Source organism: Gracilibacillus pellucidus (assembly GCF_033949965.1).
In the GTDB taxonomy this organism is placed as follows: Bacteria; Bacillota; Bacilli; order Bacillales; family Amphibacillaceae; genus Gracilibacillus; species Gracilibacillus pellucidus.
In genome coordinates, this window is sequence record NZ_JAWZSR010000001.1 from 340,499 (window position 1) to 355,052 (window position 14,554).

Annotated in this window: 17 protein-coding genes and 1 tRNA gene; 17 read left to right on the plus strand and 1 reads right to left on the minus strand. The window is 37.0% G+C overall.

Annotated features, from left to right (window positions below; translation table 11 throughout):
• Window positions 1–97 precede the first annotated feature (97 nt).
• The 12 genes from SH601_RS01540 to SH601_RS01595 all read left to right on the plus strand — a co-directional run bounded on the left by SH601_RS01540 (window position 98) and on the right by SH601_RS01595 (window position 9,623).
• Window positions 98–298, plus strand: coding sequence for a PspC domain-containing protein (locus SH601_RS01540; protein ID WP_319956461.1), 201 nt, complete (start codon window positions 98–100; stop codon window positions 296–298).
• Window positions 299–640, plus strand: coding sequence for a phage holin family protein (locus tag SH601_RS01545; protein ID WP_319956462.1), 342 nt, complete (start codon window positions 299–301; stop codon window positions 638–640).
• A 193-nt stretch (window positions 641–833) separates the two neighbouring features.
• Complete coding sequence (gene hprK, locus SH601_RS01550) at window positions 834–1,796, plus strand: HPr(Ser) kinase/phosphatase (protein ID WP_319956463.1); 963 nt, start codon at window positions 834–836, stop codon at window positions 1,794–1,796.
• Between the two features lie 23 nt (window positions 1,797–1,819).
• On the plus strand, window positions 1,820–2,671 hold the full coding sequence (lgt, locus tag SH601_RS01555; protein WP_319956464.1) for a prolipoprotein diacylglyceryl transferase: 852 nt from the start codon (window positions 1,820–1,822) through the stop codon (window positions 2,669–2,671).
• A 63-nt stretch (window positions 2,672–2,734) separates the two neighbouring features.
• Window positions 2,735–3,376, plus strand: a complete 642-nt coding sequence (gene ppaX, locus SH601_RS01560) for a pyrophosphatase PpaX (RefSeq protein WP_319956465.1) — start codon at window positions 2,735–2,737, stop codon at window positions 3,374–3,376.
• A gap of 2 nt (window positions 3,377–3,378) precedes the next feature.
• A complete protein-coding gene (locus SH601_RS01565) occupies window positions 3,379–3,918 on the plus strand; it encodes an acyltransferase (protein ID WP_319956466.1) in 540 nt (179 codons plus the stop codon).
• A gap of 171 nt (window positions 3,919–4,089) precedes the next feature.
• On the plus strand, window positions 4,090–5,091 hold the full coding sequence (locus tag SH601_RS01570; protein ID WP_319956467.1) for a tetratricopeptide repeat protein: 1,002 nt from the start codon (window positions 4,090–4,092) through the stop codon (window positions 5,089–5,091).
• A 71-nt stretch (window positions 5,092–5,162) separates the two neighbouring features.
• Window positions 5,163–6,113 (plus strand): thioredoxin-disulfide reductase, encoded by a 951-nt coding sequence (gene trxB, locus SH601_RS01575; protein ID WP_319956468.1) that lies wholly within the window; start codon window positions 5,163–5,165, stop codon window positions 6,111–6,113.
• A 362-nt stretch (window positions 6,114–6,475) separates the two neighbouring features.
• On the plus strand, window positions 6,476–7,360 hold the full coding sequence (gene rapZ / locus SH601_RS01580) for an RNase adapter RapZ (protein WP_319956469.1): 885 nt from the start codon (window positions 6,476–6,478) through the stop codon (window positions 7,358–7,360).
• Between the two features lie 2 nt (window positions 7,361–7,362).
• On the plus strand, window positions 7,363–8,316 hold the full coding sequence (locus tag SH601_RS01585) for a gluconeogenesis factor YvcK family protein (RefSeq protein WP_319956470.1): 954 nt from the start codon (window positions 7,363–7,365) through the stop codon (window positions 8,314–8,316).
• Window positions 8,317–8,347: 31 nt separating this feature from the next.
• Window positions 8,348–9,295, plus strand: a complete 948-nt coding sequence (whiA, locus tag SH601_RS01590) for a DNA-binding protein WhiA (RefSeq protein WP_319956471.1) — start codon at window positions 8,348–8,350, stop codon at window positions 9,293–9,295.
• Window positions 9,296–9,368: 73 nt separating this feature from the next.
• Window positions 9,369–9,623, plus strand: coding sequence for an HPr family phosphocarrier protein (locus SH601_RS01595; protein WP_319956472.1), 255 nt, complete (start codon window positions 9,369–9,371; stop codon window positions 9,621–9,623).
• Window positions 9,624–9,698: 75 nt separating this feature from the next.
• Here the strand turns inward: SH601_RS01595 and SH601_RS01600 are convergent.
• Window positions 9,699–9,771 (minus strand) — tRNA-Arg (locus SH601_RS01600).
• Between the two features lie 218 nt (window positions 9,772–9,989).
• Between SH601_RS01600 and clpP the strand changes: the two genes are divergently transcribed.
• From clpP to SH601_RS01625, 5 genes are all read left to right on the plus strand, one after another.
• Window positions 9,990–10,586, plus strand: coding sequence for an ATP-dependent Clp endopeptidase proteolytic subunit ClpP (clpP, locus tag SH601_RS01605; protein WP_319956473.1), 597 nt, complete (start codon window positions 9,990–9,992; stop codon window positions 10,584–10,586).
• A 222-nt stretch (window positions 10,587–10,808) separates the two neighbouring features.
• Window positions 10,809–11,048 (plus strand): glutaredoxin family protein, encoded by a 240-nt coding sequence (locus SH601_RS01610; RefSeq protein WP_319956474.1) that lies wholly within the window; start codon window positions 10,809–10,811, stop codon window positions 11,046–11,048.
• 132 nt (window positions 11,049–11,180) lie between these two features.
• Window positions 11,181–12,209, plus strand: a complete 1,029-nt coding sequence (locus SH601_RS01615; protein WP_319956475.1) for a sugar-binding transcriptional regulator — start codon at window positions 11,181–11,183, stop codon at window positions 12,207–12,209.
• Between the two features lie 37 nt (window positions 12,210–12,246).
• Window positions 12,247–13,254 (plus strand): type I glyceraldehyde-3-phosphate dehydrogenase, encoded by a 1,008-nt coding sequence (gene gap / locus SH601_RS01620; protein WP_319956476.1) that lies wholly within the window; start codon window positions 12,247–12,249, stop codon window positions 13,252–13,254.
• Between the two features lie 112 nt (window positions 13,255–13,366).
• Window positions 13,367–14,548 (plus strand): phosphoglycerate kinase, encoded by a 1,182-nt coding sequence (locus SH601_RS01625; protein ID WP_319956477.1) that lies wholly within the window; start codon window positions 13,367–13,369, stop codon window positions 14,546–14,548.
• Window positions 14,549–14,554: the final 6 nt, after the last annotated feature.

Here is a 14,554-nt window from a genome sequence, read left to right on the forward strand (position 1 = left end):
TTCCTTAGTAAAGTTCATCGTTTGATGGCTCTTTTTTGGAGAATGTTGTTGCTTTACCAATATTTCTCCAGAAGACTCAATAATAGGGGGCGCTAAGATGGAAAGAAAGTTATATCGTTCCAATACAAATGTAATGATTTCAGGAGTGTTAGGTGGCATTGCCGAAATGGTTCATTTAGATGCAACGATTTTACGTTTGATTTTCGTTCTACTGTTAATATTCACATATGGTGTGCCACTTTTCCTTTTGTATGTTGCTGCTACTATTATTATTCCTAAAAGAGGCGGTGAGTATTAAATGCGTTGGATATTATCACTTATATTGAATGCTTTAGCGTTAATGTTGATTGACTATTTATTCGATAGTTTTACGATTGATGGTTTTTGGATTGCGCTGATTGCTAGTGTTATTTTAGCAGTCTTGAATGCGATTGTCCGGCCAATTCTAGTGATTTTAACATTACCTATTACGATTGTTACCTTAGGGTTATTCTTACTAGTAATCAATGCTTTTACGCTTTGGATGACTCAGGGATTATTAGGTAGTAATTTTGTCATTGATGGTTTTGGAATGGCATTTATCGCAGCGATCCTTTTCTCCATTATGAACTTATTTATCAACAGCGTGATGAAAGATTAAACCGTTATGTGTTTGCATAACGGTTTTTTTTCTCGTTATTAGTGTGAATTTTTGCTCAATGGTGCAATTTTTTTCAGTAAATCTGTACTATCCTTTTTAAAAAGTGCTACAATAGTTACAGAAAAGAGATGTAGCAGAACTGGGGCAGGGAGAGACAAAGCTCATCCAGCTCGTTAAAGAGGGGGCTTATGCAATGGCTAAAGTGCGTACACAAGATTTGTTAGAACGATTTCAAATTGAATTGATCGCAGGAGAAGAAGGGATTCACCGTGAAATTTTTATGAGTGAAGTTTCACGTCCTGGGATTGAACTTACAGGATATTTTAAATACTATCCGAAAGATCGCCTGCAACTACTAGGAAAAACGGAGTTATCTTTCTTTGCAGAGTTAACACATGAAGAGAAGAAGGATCGAGCCTATCGTTTATGTACAGATATTACACCTGGTGTTGTTGTGACACGTGATATGGACGTTCCGGAAGAATTAATGGAAGCGTGTGAAGCGTCAGGTGTACCATTAATGCGATCACCATATAAAACATCAAGAGTGATCAGTAGAATTACAAACTTTTTAGAAGCGAAATTTGCACCTTTTACAGCGGTGCATGGTGTATTAGTGGATATTTACGGTATTGGAGTCCTTATTACGGGACAAAGTGGTGTTGGTAAAAGTGAAACAGCGCTTGAATTAGTAAAAAGAGGTCATCGACTTGTTGCGGATGATAGTGTGGAAATTAGACAGGAGGATTATGACCGCTTGATCGGAAGTTCGCCTCCATTAATTGAGCATTTACTAGAAATTAGAGGGCTGGGCATTATCAACGTAATGACGCTATTTGGTGCAGGATCTGTACGCTCGCATAAACGCATTACACTTGTGATAAATTTAGAGACATGGGATCAAAATAAACAGTATGATCGACTAGGAATAGAGGAAGAAACGATGCAAATCATTGATGTGAAAGTCCCGATGGCAACACTTCCTGTTCGACCTGGCCGTAACTTAGCTGTTATTATAGAAGTAGCTGCAATGAATTTCCGTTTGAAACGAATGGGGGTTAATGCGGCTGAGGAGTTCTCTCAACGATTAACGAAAATGATTCAGAATGGAGAACAAGATATATCTGAATATGATTCAGACTTCGAAATGGATTAAATGATGGATGGAGGGGATCGACTTTGGCTTGTGAAGCACCTGCGCTTAATCCTGTGTTTTTACAGTTAGGACCATTATCTATTTATTGGTATGGTGTAATTATTGCATCTGGTGCCTTTATAGCTCTATGGCTAGCAACAAGAGAAGCAGACAGATTAGGTGTGAAAAAGGATTATATAGTCGACTTAGTGATGTTCGCGATACCGCTCGCAATCATTTTTGCCCGAATATATTATGTGGCATTTGAATGGGAGCGTTATGTAGATGGACCATGGTGGAAAGTGTTTGCTATATGGGAAGGTGGTATAGCAATTCATGGTGCGTTAATCGGTGCAGTTATTACAGCAATCATTTATACGCGTGTGAGAAAACTTTCTTTTTGGCAAATAGCAGATATCGTAGCGCCAAGTCTTATTTTGGGGCAAGCAATTGGTCGCTGGGGTAACTTTATGAACCAAGAAGCGCATGGTGGACCGATTTCAGAAGCTACATATCAAAGTTTCCATCAGTACTTACCAGATTTTATTATGAATCAAATGTGTATTGATGGAACAATGTATCACCCGGCCTTTTTATATGAATCGTTTTGGAATATAATTGGATTTGTTATTTTGCTTATTTTACGTCGTAAGTTGACCTTACGCCGTGGTGAACTGTTCTTAAGTTATGTTATTTGGTATTCCATTGGTCGATACTTTATCGAAGGAATGAGAACAGATAGCTTATATATCATTGGTGAATTAAGAACGGCACAGCTTCTATCTATTGTACTGATTGTTGCTGCTATTCTTATGATGCTCTACCGTAGATACAAAGGTTTAGCAGATCGCACGTATGATGGGAAAAAAGTAAAAAACAATTCAACTAAACAATAACAAATAGAGCTTTTGCTTAGGTTTTGGCAAAAGCTCGTTTCACGTCATTTGGAGGTATAAGTCATGAAAGTAGAAACATTATTATTTGATTTAGATGGAACATTAATTGATACGAATGAATTAATTATTGCATCCTTTGCACATACTTTAGAAAAATATTCTGAACAAAGCTATACGAGAGAAGATATTCTTTCGTTTATCGGACCACCATTAGTGGACAGTTTCAATAAAGTAAACCCAGAAAAAGTGGAAGAAATGATGGCAACTTATCGAGAACATAATTTAGCTAACCATGAGAAATATGTAGTAGCATTCCCGACAGTTGTAGAGACGATTAAAAAATTAAAAGAAGCAGGATTTCAACTTGGTATCGTTACAACGAAGCTAAGTGATACAGCTAAATTAGGTTTAAAAATAACAGGAATGGACCAAATGTTTGATGTGATTGTCGGTTTAGACAATGTGGAACATGCGAAACCACATCCGGAACCAATTTTAAAAGCAATTGATGAGTTTAAAGCTAATCCAATGACAACCATGATGATTGGTGATAACTACCATGATATCGAAGGAGGTCATAATGCAGGCGTGCAAACTGCAGGTGTTGCATGGACCATTAAAGGTAGAAAAGTATTAGAAGATCATGAGCCAGATTATATGTTGGAAGAGATGCGTGACTTATTACAAATTGTTGGAGTGGAATAAGAATGCGAAAAACAGAGCGCCATCGTGTTCATGGACCAAATAGTTTATGGCAGATGTACAAAACCGTCTCATTTTGGAAGGTTATGAGAAGTTTTATCGTTGCCCAAATTGCCAGGTATACTCCTTTTTTAAAATGGAAAAATTGGATGTATCGCACCTTATTAAAAATGGATGTAGGTACGGAAACCTCTTTTGGATTAATGGTGATGATTGATACAATGTTCCCAGAGAAAATACATGTAGGAACGAATTCAATCATAGGCTATAATACGACTATTTTAGCCCATGAATACTTAATTGATGAGTATCGATTGGGTGATGTAAAAATTGGCGATGGAGTAATGATAGGTGCTAACTGTACGATTCTTCCTGGAGTAGAAATTGGTGATGGAGCGGTTGTTGCAGCAGGAACAGTTGTCCATAATCATGTAGCAGCAGGTACCTTTGTAGCGGGTAACCCGATGCGAGTAGTGTATACAAAACAAGAAATGGAAGAACGTAGACAGAAGGATATTTTTTTTCAAGAAGCGACTGATCAATAACAAGATTAGTTGCTTCTTTTTTAATATAGTACCTACAATTAGGTGATCTGTGCATTTTTAACTAAAACATCTTTCATTGTAGCTAAAGTGTGTTATAATGCATTAGTCATTATATTTAAACAATGAAAAGATCATATAAAAAATAGTAAGAAGAGGAGGGGACGGCAGAGCGTGACAAATCAATTTCAACTAGAAGGAAACATTATACCTTTCATACCTGAAGGAGATTTTTATTTTGCGAAGGGTGTTGAAGCATACCAAAAACGTAAATTTGATCTCTCTTTAAAATGGTTTAAGAAAGCGATAAATGATAAGCCTGATAATCCTCTCTATCAATGTCAAGCATCAATTGTTTACACGGAAATAGGTTCTTATCACAATGCAAATCAATTGTTAACACAAGTATTGGAGAAGCATGGAGAAAATTATATAGATTGTTATTATTTACTTGCCAATAATTATGCACATCTTGGTTTATTGCAAGACGCGATTAAGTATGCAGAGCTATATATGGAAAAAGCCCCAGATGGTGATTTTACAGAAGAGGCCAAAACATTAGTGGAGATGTTAAATCTAAGTGAAGAAGATGATGAAGACGATTGGATGTTAGAAGAAGAGGACGATCTATTAATCTATCAAGAAACAGCGTTTTATCATTTAGAACGTGAAGAGTGGGAAGAGGCAATTGCGGTATTGCATGAAATGCTCACCTTGTTTCCGGAATTCTCGCAAGCTAGACATGAATATCATTATGCGTTATTCTTCATTGGAGAACGGGAAGAAGCCATTGAATTAGAAGAAAAATATTGGAGTGAGCATCCAGATTCATTGTTTAGTTGCATGAATTTGGCGATTTTCTATGCATACGAAAATAAGGAAGAAAGGCTTACTATGTGTATGGAAAGACTTGATAATGTTTATCCAGTTCACGAAGAGCAAAAACTACGACTTGCGGTGACTTTTACGCAGATCGGTTTACATGAAAAGGCACTACATCGATTTAGATTACTACGCAAATCAAAATTAAAAGGTCACCCTTCTTATTATAGATGGTATAGTACATGCCAATATTATTTAGGGATGGAGCAAGCGGCTAATGATCTATGGCAGGAAGGTTGCAAGCAGCATAATATTTTAGCAGTAGAGGCTCCGCCGTGGAAGCGGGACAATTGAGCAGAATAGTAGACCTTTTCCAACATGCGTAGCATAATGGAATTAAGTTAGAAGAGAAAGGATGACAATTAATGACTGAAGAGAGAATTTATGACGTTATTATTGCGGGTGCTGGTCCTGCTGGTATGACAGCAGCATTATATACATCACGCGCAAATTTAGATACATTAATGCTTGAAAGAGGAATTCCAGGTGGACAAATGGCTAATACGGAAGATGTCGAAAACTACCCTGGATATGACAATATACTTGGACCAGATTTATCAAACAAAATGTTCGATCATGCGAAAAAATTCGGTGCTGAATATGCGTACGGTGATATTAAAGAAGTAATCGATAACGGTCACTACAAAACGGTAGTAGCAGGATCAAAAGAATATAAAACAAAAACATTAATCATTACAACTGGTGCACAATACAAAAAACTAGGTATTCCTGGAGAAGAAGATCTAGGTGGACGCGGTGTATCTTATTGTGCAGTATGTGATGGTGCATTCTTTAAGGAAAAAGAACTTGTTGTTGTTGGTGGTGGAGACTCTGCTGTTGAAGAAGGTGTTTATTTAACTAGATTTGCAAGCAAAGTAACAATCATTCACCGTCGTGACGAATTACGTGCACAAAAGATATTACAAGACCGTGCATTTAATAATGACAAAATTGATTTCATCTGGGATACAACAGTGAAATCAATCAATGATAAAGATGGAAAAGTTGGAAGTGTAACATTAGTTAATAAAAATACTGGTGAAGAATATGAGCATAAAGCAGATGGTGCATTTATCTATATTGGAATGGTACCATTAAGTGAACCATTTGTATCACTAGGTATTACAAATGAAGATGGTTATATTCCAACAAATGAAAATATGGAAACAAATGTACCAGGTGTATTCGCAGCAGGCGATATTCGTGAGAAAGAATTACGTCAAATTGTTACGGCAACTGGTGATGGTAGTATTGCAGCCCAAGCAGCCCAAGCATATATCGAAAACTTAGAAGATGCTGTAAACACACCGAGCTAACTATTGTAATAGTTTCGACATATTTACGTAATTGTAAATTAACGAGCCTGTAACACGGACGCAATAAAGGTTAGATATAATGGGGTTAACTAATTGACCCCCTTTTTAATAAATAGTTATTTTTTGGCATAGGCTACCATACCTGTGCCCCTTTTTTTGCACCCCTATCCATTCGTGTCTAAAATATCAACCTTTTGAATAATAATAATATAAGTCTTCAATCAGCAAGAGTTTTTGTGAACTTTTGCACCGTGATAAAATGGAAGAAATTTTTTAATGGTAGAGGTTATTCACTACGTGTATAATAGTAGTATACACATTATGTATCACTACATATAGGGACGAGTGAGAGGAGTGTTGAAATGGTGGAAAGACAAACGGAAGAAACCAAACTAGTTATTATTACAGGGATGTCAGGTGCTGGGAAAACAGTTGCTGTTCAAAGCTTCGAAGACTTAGGTTACTATTGTGTCGATAATTTGCCGCCTGCCCTTTTACCTAAATTTCTTGAATTAATGAAAGATGCAACGAACAATATTCAAAAAGTAGCCCTTGTAATGGATTTGCGAGGTCGAGAATTTTTTGACACACTTTTTGAGGCATTGGATACACTTGGACGTGAAAAATGGTTAGAGGAGCATATTTTGTTTTTAGATGCTAGTGATCATGTACTTGTTTCTCGTTATAAAGAGACACGTCGTTCACACCCGTTAGCACACGATGGTTTACCACTTGAAGGTATTCATGCAGAGCGTCAAATCTTGGATGAATTAAGAGGAAGAGCTCAACATTTCATTGATACATCTAAGCTGAAACCAAAAGAACTACGTGAAGAAATTGTTCAACGTTATAGTAAAAAAGAGCAGGAAATCTTTTCGGTTCACACACTATCGTTTGGTTTTAAATATGGATTGCCAATTGATGCGGATTTAGTATTTGATGTGCGCTTTTTGCCTAATCCGCATTATGTAGAGCAAATGCGTCCACTAACTGGTTTGAATCCTGAAGTGTCCTCTTATGTATTTAAATGGACTGACACACAAACATTTTTAGAAAAGACAATCGACTTATTGCAGTTTATGTTGCCGCAGTATAAGCGGGAAGGTAAAAGCCAACTTGTCATTGCCATTGGCTGTACAGGTGGACAGCATCGATCTGTTGCTATTGCAGAGCATATAGCCAAACATTTTCAAAAAAACTACGTCACACATGTCACACATCGTGATATTGAAAAAAGAAAGAGCTAAGTATGTCATTACCTAATGGGAAAAAAGTAGTCGTTATTGGCGGTGGAACTGGTATGCCGGTTCTGCTACGAGGGCTAAAAAAACAACCAATCGATATATCAGCAATTGTGACGGTTGCCGATGACGGAGGTAGTTCTGGTCGCTTGCGTTCAGAACTAGAGATTCCAGCGCCAGGAGATATTCGTAATGTCATTGCAGCACTTTCAGATGTAGAGCCAATGTTAATGGATTTGTTTCAGCATCGTTTTTCTAAAGGAAATGGTCTATCCGGACATTCGATGGGCAACTTGCTATTAGCAGCAATGACATCTGTTACTGGAGATTTTTATAATGGAATTAAAGAGATTTCTCGCGTGTTAAATGTAAAAGGGAATATATATCCTATTGCTAATCAAAATATGTCCCTTCATGCAGAATATGAAGATGGCGATATTGTAGCAGGTGAATCCAATATTCCTAAAGCAAACAAACGAATTAAGCGAGTGTTTTTAGAGCCTAACCCAGTCGTTCCATTACCAGAGGCGATTTCAGCAATTAAAGATGCCGATTTAGTTGTTATTGCACCTGGTAGTTTATATACAAGTATATTACCCAATTTAATTGTCCCTCAAATAGAAGCTGCCTTACGTCAAACAACTGCTAAAGTAGTATACGTATGTAATGTAATGACACAAGCCGGTGAAACAAGTCACTATACTGCTGCAGACCATGTAGAAGCGATTATGGACCATATCGGAACGGGATGCATTCAAACCGTTATCGTACACAACGAAGAAATTGCGAAAGATGTCCAAATGGTATATGCAGAAGAAAATGCAGAACCAGTTAAAAGTGATATCGAAAAATTGCGTCAAATGGATTTAGATATTATTGAAGAAGATATCGTAAAAGAACAAAACCATTCTTTACGACATGATAAAGATAAAATAGCCAATGTATTATATTCATTATTGTAATGAATAGAGGTGATAGAGAGGGGGGAGAAAGGTGTCGTTTGCAGCTGATATAAAGAAAGAATTAACGAAAGTCGAGAGTGATGCGCGTTCCGAACAAGCCGAACTAGCCGCACTAATCCGGATGAATGGAGCTATTTCTTTTTCAAGAAATCACTATTCGCTAGATGTACAGACAGAGAATGCAGCAATTGCTCGGCGTATCTATACCTTAATAAAATCAAGTTATGATATTCCAGTAGAATTATTAGTTCGTAAAAAGATGAAGTTAAAAAAGAATAATGTATATATCGTAAGAATGAATGAAGGTGTGAAAGAAATGCTTCAAGATATGGAAATATTAATGGAGCCATTTCAATTCGTTCGGACTATCTCTAATAAATATACAGAAGAAGAAGAGAGCCGTAGAGCATATTTACGAGGGGCTTTCTTAGCTGGTGGTTCTGTGAATAACCCAGAAACGTCATCTTATCATTTAGAAATCTATAATTTTCACGAAGAACATAATCAATCAATCTGTAATTTGTTGAATGAATATGATTTACACGCACGTATTTTAGAGCGTAAAAAAGGGTTTATTACGTATATTAAAGAAGCAGAAAAAATCACCGAGTTTTTAAATTATATTGGTGCACACCAAGCTTTACTTAAGTTTGAAGATGTGCGAATTGTTCGTGATATGAGAAACTCTGTTAACCGTCTTGTTAATTGTGAGACGGCTAACTTAAATAAGACGATTGGTGCTGCGTTCCGACAAGTAGAGAATATTCGTTTTATCGATAAAACAGTAGGCTTAGATGCATTGCCTGATAAATTAAAGGAAATTGCCCAATTAAGAATGGAGCATCAAGATGTTTCATTAAAAGAGTTAGGTGAGATGGTGTCTGGTGGAAAAATTAGTAAGTCAGGTATTAATCACCGATTGAAAAAAATTGACCAATTTGCTGAACAGTTAAGAAGTGAAGTAGTATCTGTAAAGTAGTGATAAAAGGAGGGAAATCCCTCCTTTTATATAAAAGGTTATGTTAGCGCTTACTAAACGAGGAGGGGTTATCATGTTAGAAAAAGAAGTCGTTATTGCGGTTGACCCAGGATTGCAGGCGAGACCAGCTGCACAATTTGTACAAAAGGCTAATAGTTTCAGTTCAGAAGTTTTTATAGAAAAAGGTAGTAAACGTATTAATGCGAAAAGTATTATGGGCTTGATGAGTTTAGCTTTATCGAAAGGTCAGAGGATTACACTTATTGTTGACGGGGGAGATGAAGAGGAGGCATTGCAAGAACTTGTGGGTTTTGTCGAAGGGAAGTAATGTTTATTATGACAAAGAAAGAACTTCTTAACGGATGTAAGAAGTTCTTTCTTTAGAGTATACCTGTTATCAAAGCGCGCCCGGAGGGATTCGAACCCCCGACACACGGTACCGGAAACCGATGCTCTATCCCCTGAGCTACGGGCGCATTAAATAGCGACAAGAATAATTATAGCGAAACCCTCGTATAATTTCAATACATACGCTAAAGTTTGTGTTTTTGCTCCTAAACGTTTAAATTATAGTAGGGAAGGGTAGGATGAATATAGTAAATCAAATCTTTTGACCTTTTTTGACCATTCAGTTAAGATAGACATAGTTACAATTCATGAAGAAAATAGCAAGTGTTAAAAGGAGGAACTATTCATGAACTTAATACCTACAGTTATTGAACAAACAAATCGAGGCGAACGTGCTTATGACATTTATTCTCGCCTTTTAAAAGACAGAATTATTATGCTAGGAAGTGCGATTGATGATAATGTAGCAAACACTGTTGTAGCACAAATGCTATTCTTAGCAGCAGAAGATCCAGAAAAAGATATTTCCTTATACATTAACTCTCCAGGGGGTTCAATCACTGCTGGTATGGCTATTTATGATACAATGCAATTTATTCAACCAAAAGTAAATACTATTTGTATCGGAATGGCAGCATCTATGGGTGCATTCTTATTAACAGCTGGTGAACCTGGTAAACGATTTGCGTTACCTAATAGTGAAGTGATGATTCACCAACCATTAGGTGGTACGCAAGGTCAAGCATCTGATATTGAAATTCATGCAACCCGTATTATTGAAATGCGTAAAAAACTAAATCAAATTATGGCAGACCGCAGTGGTCAACCATTAGAAGTAGTAGAAAAAGATACAGATCGCGATAACTTTATGACTGCTGAACAAGCAAAAGAATATGGTTTAATCGATCAAGTAATGGAAAAGAAACCATCTGATTTAAACTAAGAGCCAAAAAGTGACGGAATTACTCCGTCACTTTTTTTGTTTCACGGTGTAAACGTCCGAAAAACTCCCACTGATTGAAGTCTCACTTTATGTAATAAAAAATCAAAAATTGCTAGCAGGATAACGATTGTCCAGCATTTCCTTTTCTATATGAAAAAATTGTCTCGATAATGTAAAATAGGAACGTATCGAGAATACGTAACATATAAGGTGGTTGTCTGAATGAAACTAATATTGTACGGAAAAGATAATTGCGGTCTTTGTGACGAGGCAAAGACAATTTTAGAGATCTTGCAGCAAGATTATTTGTTTGAATTAGAAGAAGTAAATATTTATAATAATAATGAATGGTTTGAAGCCTATCATCTCATGATCCCAGTCGTTCAACATGAAGATACAATTGTCGATGCGGGGATGATCGACATGGAAAAGATCGAAAGCTATCTAAAAATGAAAAATTAATGACAAAATAGTTGAGAGATGCTAGTCCATTTGGTACAATAACTAAGGAAGTTATTTTTTTGTTCTGAGTGGGACGGAAAGCGACTAGGAGGGACAAATATTCCCCGCTATTAAATGAAGGAGCGTTTCCGATTGAAGGATTTATTAGATATTCAAGCAAAATTGTACCCAGATTTACTAGATATCATGCAAAAAAGATATAAAATACTTCATTACATACAAGTGATGCAACTAATCGGACGCCGTAGCTTAGCTGAACATCTTCAATTGAAGGAGCGAGAAGTTCGTACGGAAATTGAATTTTTAAGCAAGCATGGATTTATTAACGTGAGTTCTAAAGGAATGAGTCTTACAGATGAAGGGATAGCAATTGTAGAGAAATTAGCCTCCTTCATGAATGAGATTTCTGAATTTCGTGTGTTAGAATCTCAAATCAAGGATAAATTACAATTAGATCACGTTATTATCGTTGCAGGGAATAGTGACTCACAAGCTTCCGTTAAACAGGAACTGGGAAAAGCGAGTGTGAAATTTTTACATTCCGTATTAACTTCTAATCAAACGATAGCGGTGACTGGTGGAACGACGATGGCAGAAGTTGCGAATCAGATGAAGCCAATTGAGCACGCTATGAATTGTACCTTCCTTCCTGCTAGAGGTGGACTAGGGGAAAGAGTGGAGAATCAAGCTAATACTATTTGCGCTCAAATGGCAAAGAAAGCAAATGGTAATTATCGTATGTTGTATGTACCGGATCCATTAAGTGAAGAAACGTATCATTCCATCATCGAAGAGCCAGCGATTAAGGATATTTTGGAGATGATTCATGATACGAAGATAGTTCTGCACAGTATTGGGGATGCATATACGATGGCAAAACGTCGTAAAGCCTCTGAACAAGTTTTACATACATTAAAGAGGTGTAATGCTGTAAGTGAGGCTTTTGGTTATTACCTAAATGAAAAAGGTGAAGTTGTTTATAAAGCAAGAACAGTAGGTATGCAGTTGGAAGAGCTAGAGCATGCTGAGTATGTTGTTGCTGTAGCTGGAGGATCGTCGAAAGCAGAAGCAATCCAATCTTATTTCAAACAAGGTAAAAGCAATGTGCTAATTACAGATGAAGCGGCGGCAAACAAGTTATTAAAGGGCACGTCCCTTTAAATATAAATTATAAGGATACTTTAAGGAGGAATTAAGCATGGCAGTAAAAGTAGGTATTAATGGTTTTGGCCGTATCGGTCGTAACGTTTTCCGTCAAGCTTTAAAAAATGATGAGGTAGAAGTAGTAGCAGTTAACGACTTAACTGATGCAAATATGCTTGCACATCTACTTAAATATGACTCTGTACACGGTAAACTTGAAGAAGAAGTTACTGTAAGTGGAGATGCATTAGTAGTAGGTGGTAAAGAAATTAAAGTAATTTCTGACCGTGATCCAGCTAACTTACCATGGGGAGACCTAGGTGTAGAAGTAGTAGTTGAATCTACTGGTTTCTTCACTAAAGGTGAAGCAGCTGCGAAACATATCGAAGCTGGTGCTAAAAAAGTTATCATCTCTGCACCTGCAAATGGTGAAGATCTTACAGTAGTAATGGGTGTTAACGAAGATCAATATGATCCAGCTAAACACCATGTAATTTCTAACGCATCTTGTACAACAAACTGTTTAGCTCCATATGCTAAAGTTTTAAATGACAAATTTGGTTTGAAACGCGGTATGATGACTACAATTCACTCATACACTAATGACCAACAAATTCTTGATTTACCACATAAAGATTACCGTCGTGCTCGTGCGGCTTCTGAAAACATCATTCCAACAACTACTGGTGCTGCAAAAGCAGTTTCTCTAGTATTACCTGAATTAGAAGGTAAATTGAATGGTATGGCAATGCGTGTACCTACTCCAGACGGTTCACTAGTTGACTTAGTTGCTGAACTTGACAAAGAAGTAACTGCTGAAGAAGTAAATGCTGCATTAAAAGAAGCTGCTGAAGGTAAATTAGAAGGTATCTTAGGATATTCTGATGAGCCATTAGTTTCTGTTGACTACATCGGAAACACTAACTCTTCTACTATTGATGGACTTTCTACAATGGTAATGGAAGGTAACATGGTTAAAGTTGTATCTTGGTACGATAACGAAATGGGATACTCTAGCCGTGTAGTTGATTTAGCTGCATATCTTAAAAAACAAGGACTATAAGAGTAACACTTAAGCGGGAGGGGGATTGATCCTCCTCTCGCTTTTGCCTGATGTTACTGCATTATTACGACGCTTTATTAGCAATAAAAGTCCTTCAAGGAGGTTCAAACCAATGAACAAACAAACAATCAAAGATATCGATGTAAAAGGTAAAAAGGTATTCTGTCGTGTAGATTTCAACGTACCAATGGAAAACGGTGAAATCACTGATGATACACGTATTAAAGCAGCATTACCAACTATCCAATACTTATCTGAACAGGGTGCAAAAGTAATCCTTGCAAGTCACTTAGGTCGTCCAAATGGAGAAGTTGTTGAAGAGCTTCGTATGGATGCTGTTGCAAAACGTTTAAGTGAACTTAGCAATAAATCCGTTGTAAAAACAGACGAAGTTTACGGTGATGAAGTAAACGAAGCAGTTAGCGGATTAGAAGATGGCGACCTTTTATTAATTGAAAATGTTCGCTTTGAAGCTGGAGAAACAAAAAATGATCCTGAATTAGCAAAAGCATTTGCAGATCTTGCAGATTATTTTGTGAATGATGCATTTGGTGCAGCTCACCGTGCACATGCTTCTACAGCAGGTATCGCGGAACACGTACCTTCAGCTGCAGGTTTCTTATTAGAAAAAGAGCTTGAAGTATTAGGTAAAGCATTATCTAATCCAGATCGTCCATTCACAGCGATTATCGGTGGTGCGAAAGTTAAAGATAAAATCGGTGTAATTGACAATCTATTAGACAAAGTAGATAACCTAATTATCGGTGGTGGACTTGCTTATACGTTCGTTAAAGCATTGGGCCATGAAATTGGTAAATCTCTACTTGAAGAAGATAAAATTGAATTAGCAAAAGAATATATGCAAAAAGCAAAAGACAAAGGTGTTAACTTCTTAATGCCTGTTGATGTAGTAGTTGCAGACGATTTCTCTAACGATGCCAACACACAAATCGTTGATATCGATTCAATTCCAGCCGATTTAGAAGCATTAGATATTGGACCAAAAACTCGTGAGAAATATGCACAAGTTGTAGCAGATTCTCAGCTTGTTATTTGGAATGGACCAATGGGTGTATTCGAATTAGAAGTATTTGCTAACGGTACAAAAGCTGTCGCAGATGCATTAAGTAAGACAGAAGGGTATACTGTAATTGGTGGTGGAGATTCAGCAGCTGCTGTTGAGAAATTTGACTACGCAGATCAAATGGACCACATCTCAACTGGTGGCGGTGCTTCCTTAGAATTTATGGAAGGTAAAGAACTGCCAGGTGTTAGTGCTCTAACAGACAAGTAATTAAAG

Excerpts from the sequence above, each read along its gene's own strand:
- SH601_RS01545 (WP_319956462.1), top strand. The coding sequence starts at position 299 with ATGCGTTGGATATTATCACTTATATTGAATGCTTTAGCGTTAATGTTG.
- SH601_RS01595 (WP_319956472.1), top strand. The coding sequence starts at position 9,369 with ATGTTAGAAAAAGAAGTCGTTATTGCGGTTGACCCAGGATTGCAGGCG.
- rapZ (WP_319956469.1), top strand. The coding sequence starts at position 6,476 with ATGGTGGAAAGACAAACGGAAGAAACCAAACTAGTTATTATTACAGGG.
- gap (WP_319956476.1), top strand. The coding sequence starts at position 12,247 with ATGGCAGTAAAAGTAGGTATTAATGGTTTTGGCCGTATCGGTCGTAAC.
- ppaX (WP_319956465.1), top strand. The coding sequence starts at position 2,735 with ATGAAAGTAGAAACATTATTATTTGATTTAGATGGAACATTAATTGAT.
- SH601_RS01625 (WP_319956477.1), top strand. The coding sequence starts at position 13,367 with ATGAACAAACAAACAATCAAAGATATCGATGTAAAAGGTAAAAAGGTA.
- clpP (WP_319956473.1), top strand. The coding sequence starts at position 9,990 with ATGAACTTAATACCTACAGTTATTGAACAAACAAATCGAGGCGAACGT.
- SH601_RS01540 (WP_319956461.1), top strand. The coding sequence starts at position 98 with ATGGAAAGAAAGTTATATCGTTCCAATACAAATGTAATGATTTCAGGA.
- SH601_RS01565 (WP_319956466.1), top strand. The coding sequence starts at position 3,379 with ATGCGAAAAACAGAGCGCCATCGTGTTCATGGACCAAATAGTTTATGG.
- SH601_RS01610 (WP_319956474.1), top strand. The coding sequence starts at position 10,809 with ATGAAACTAATATTGTACGGAAAAGATAATTGCGGTCTTTGTGACGAG.
- SH601_RS01585 (WP_319956470.1), top strand. The coding sequence starts at position 7,363 with ATGTCATTACCTAATGGGAAAAAAGTAGTCGTTATTGGCGGTGGAACT.
- trxB (WP_319956468.1), top strand. The coding sequence starts at position 5,163 with ATGACTGAAGAGAGAATTTATGACGTTATTATTGCGGGTGCTGGTCCT.
- hprK (WP_319956463.1), top strand. The coding sequence starts at position 834 with ATGGCTAAAGTGCGTACACAAGATTTGTTAGAACGATTTCAAATTGAA.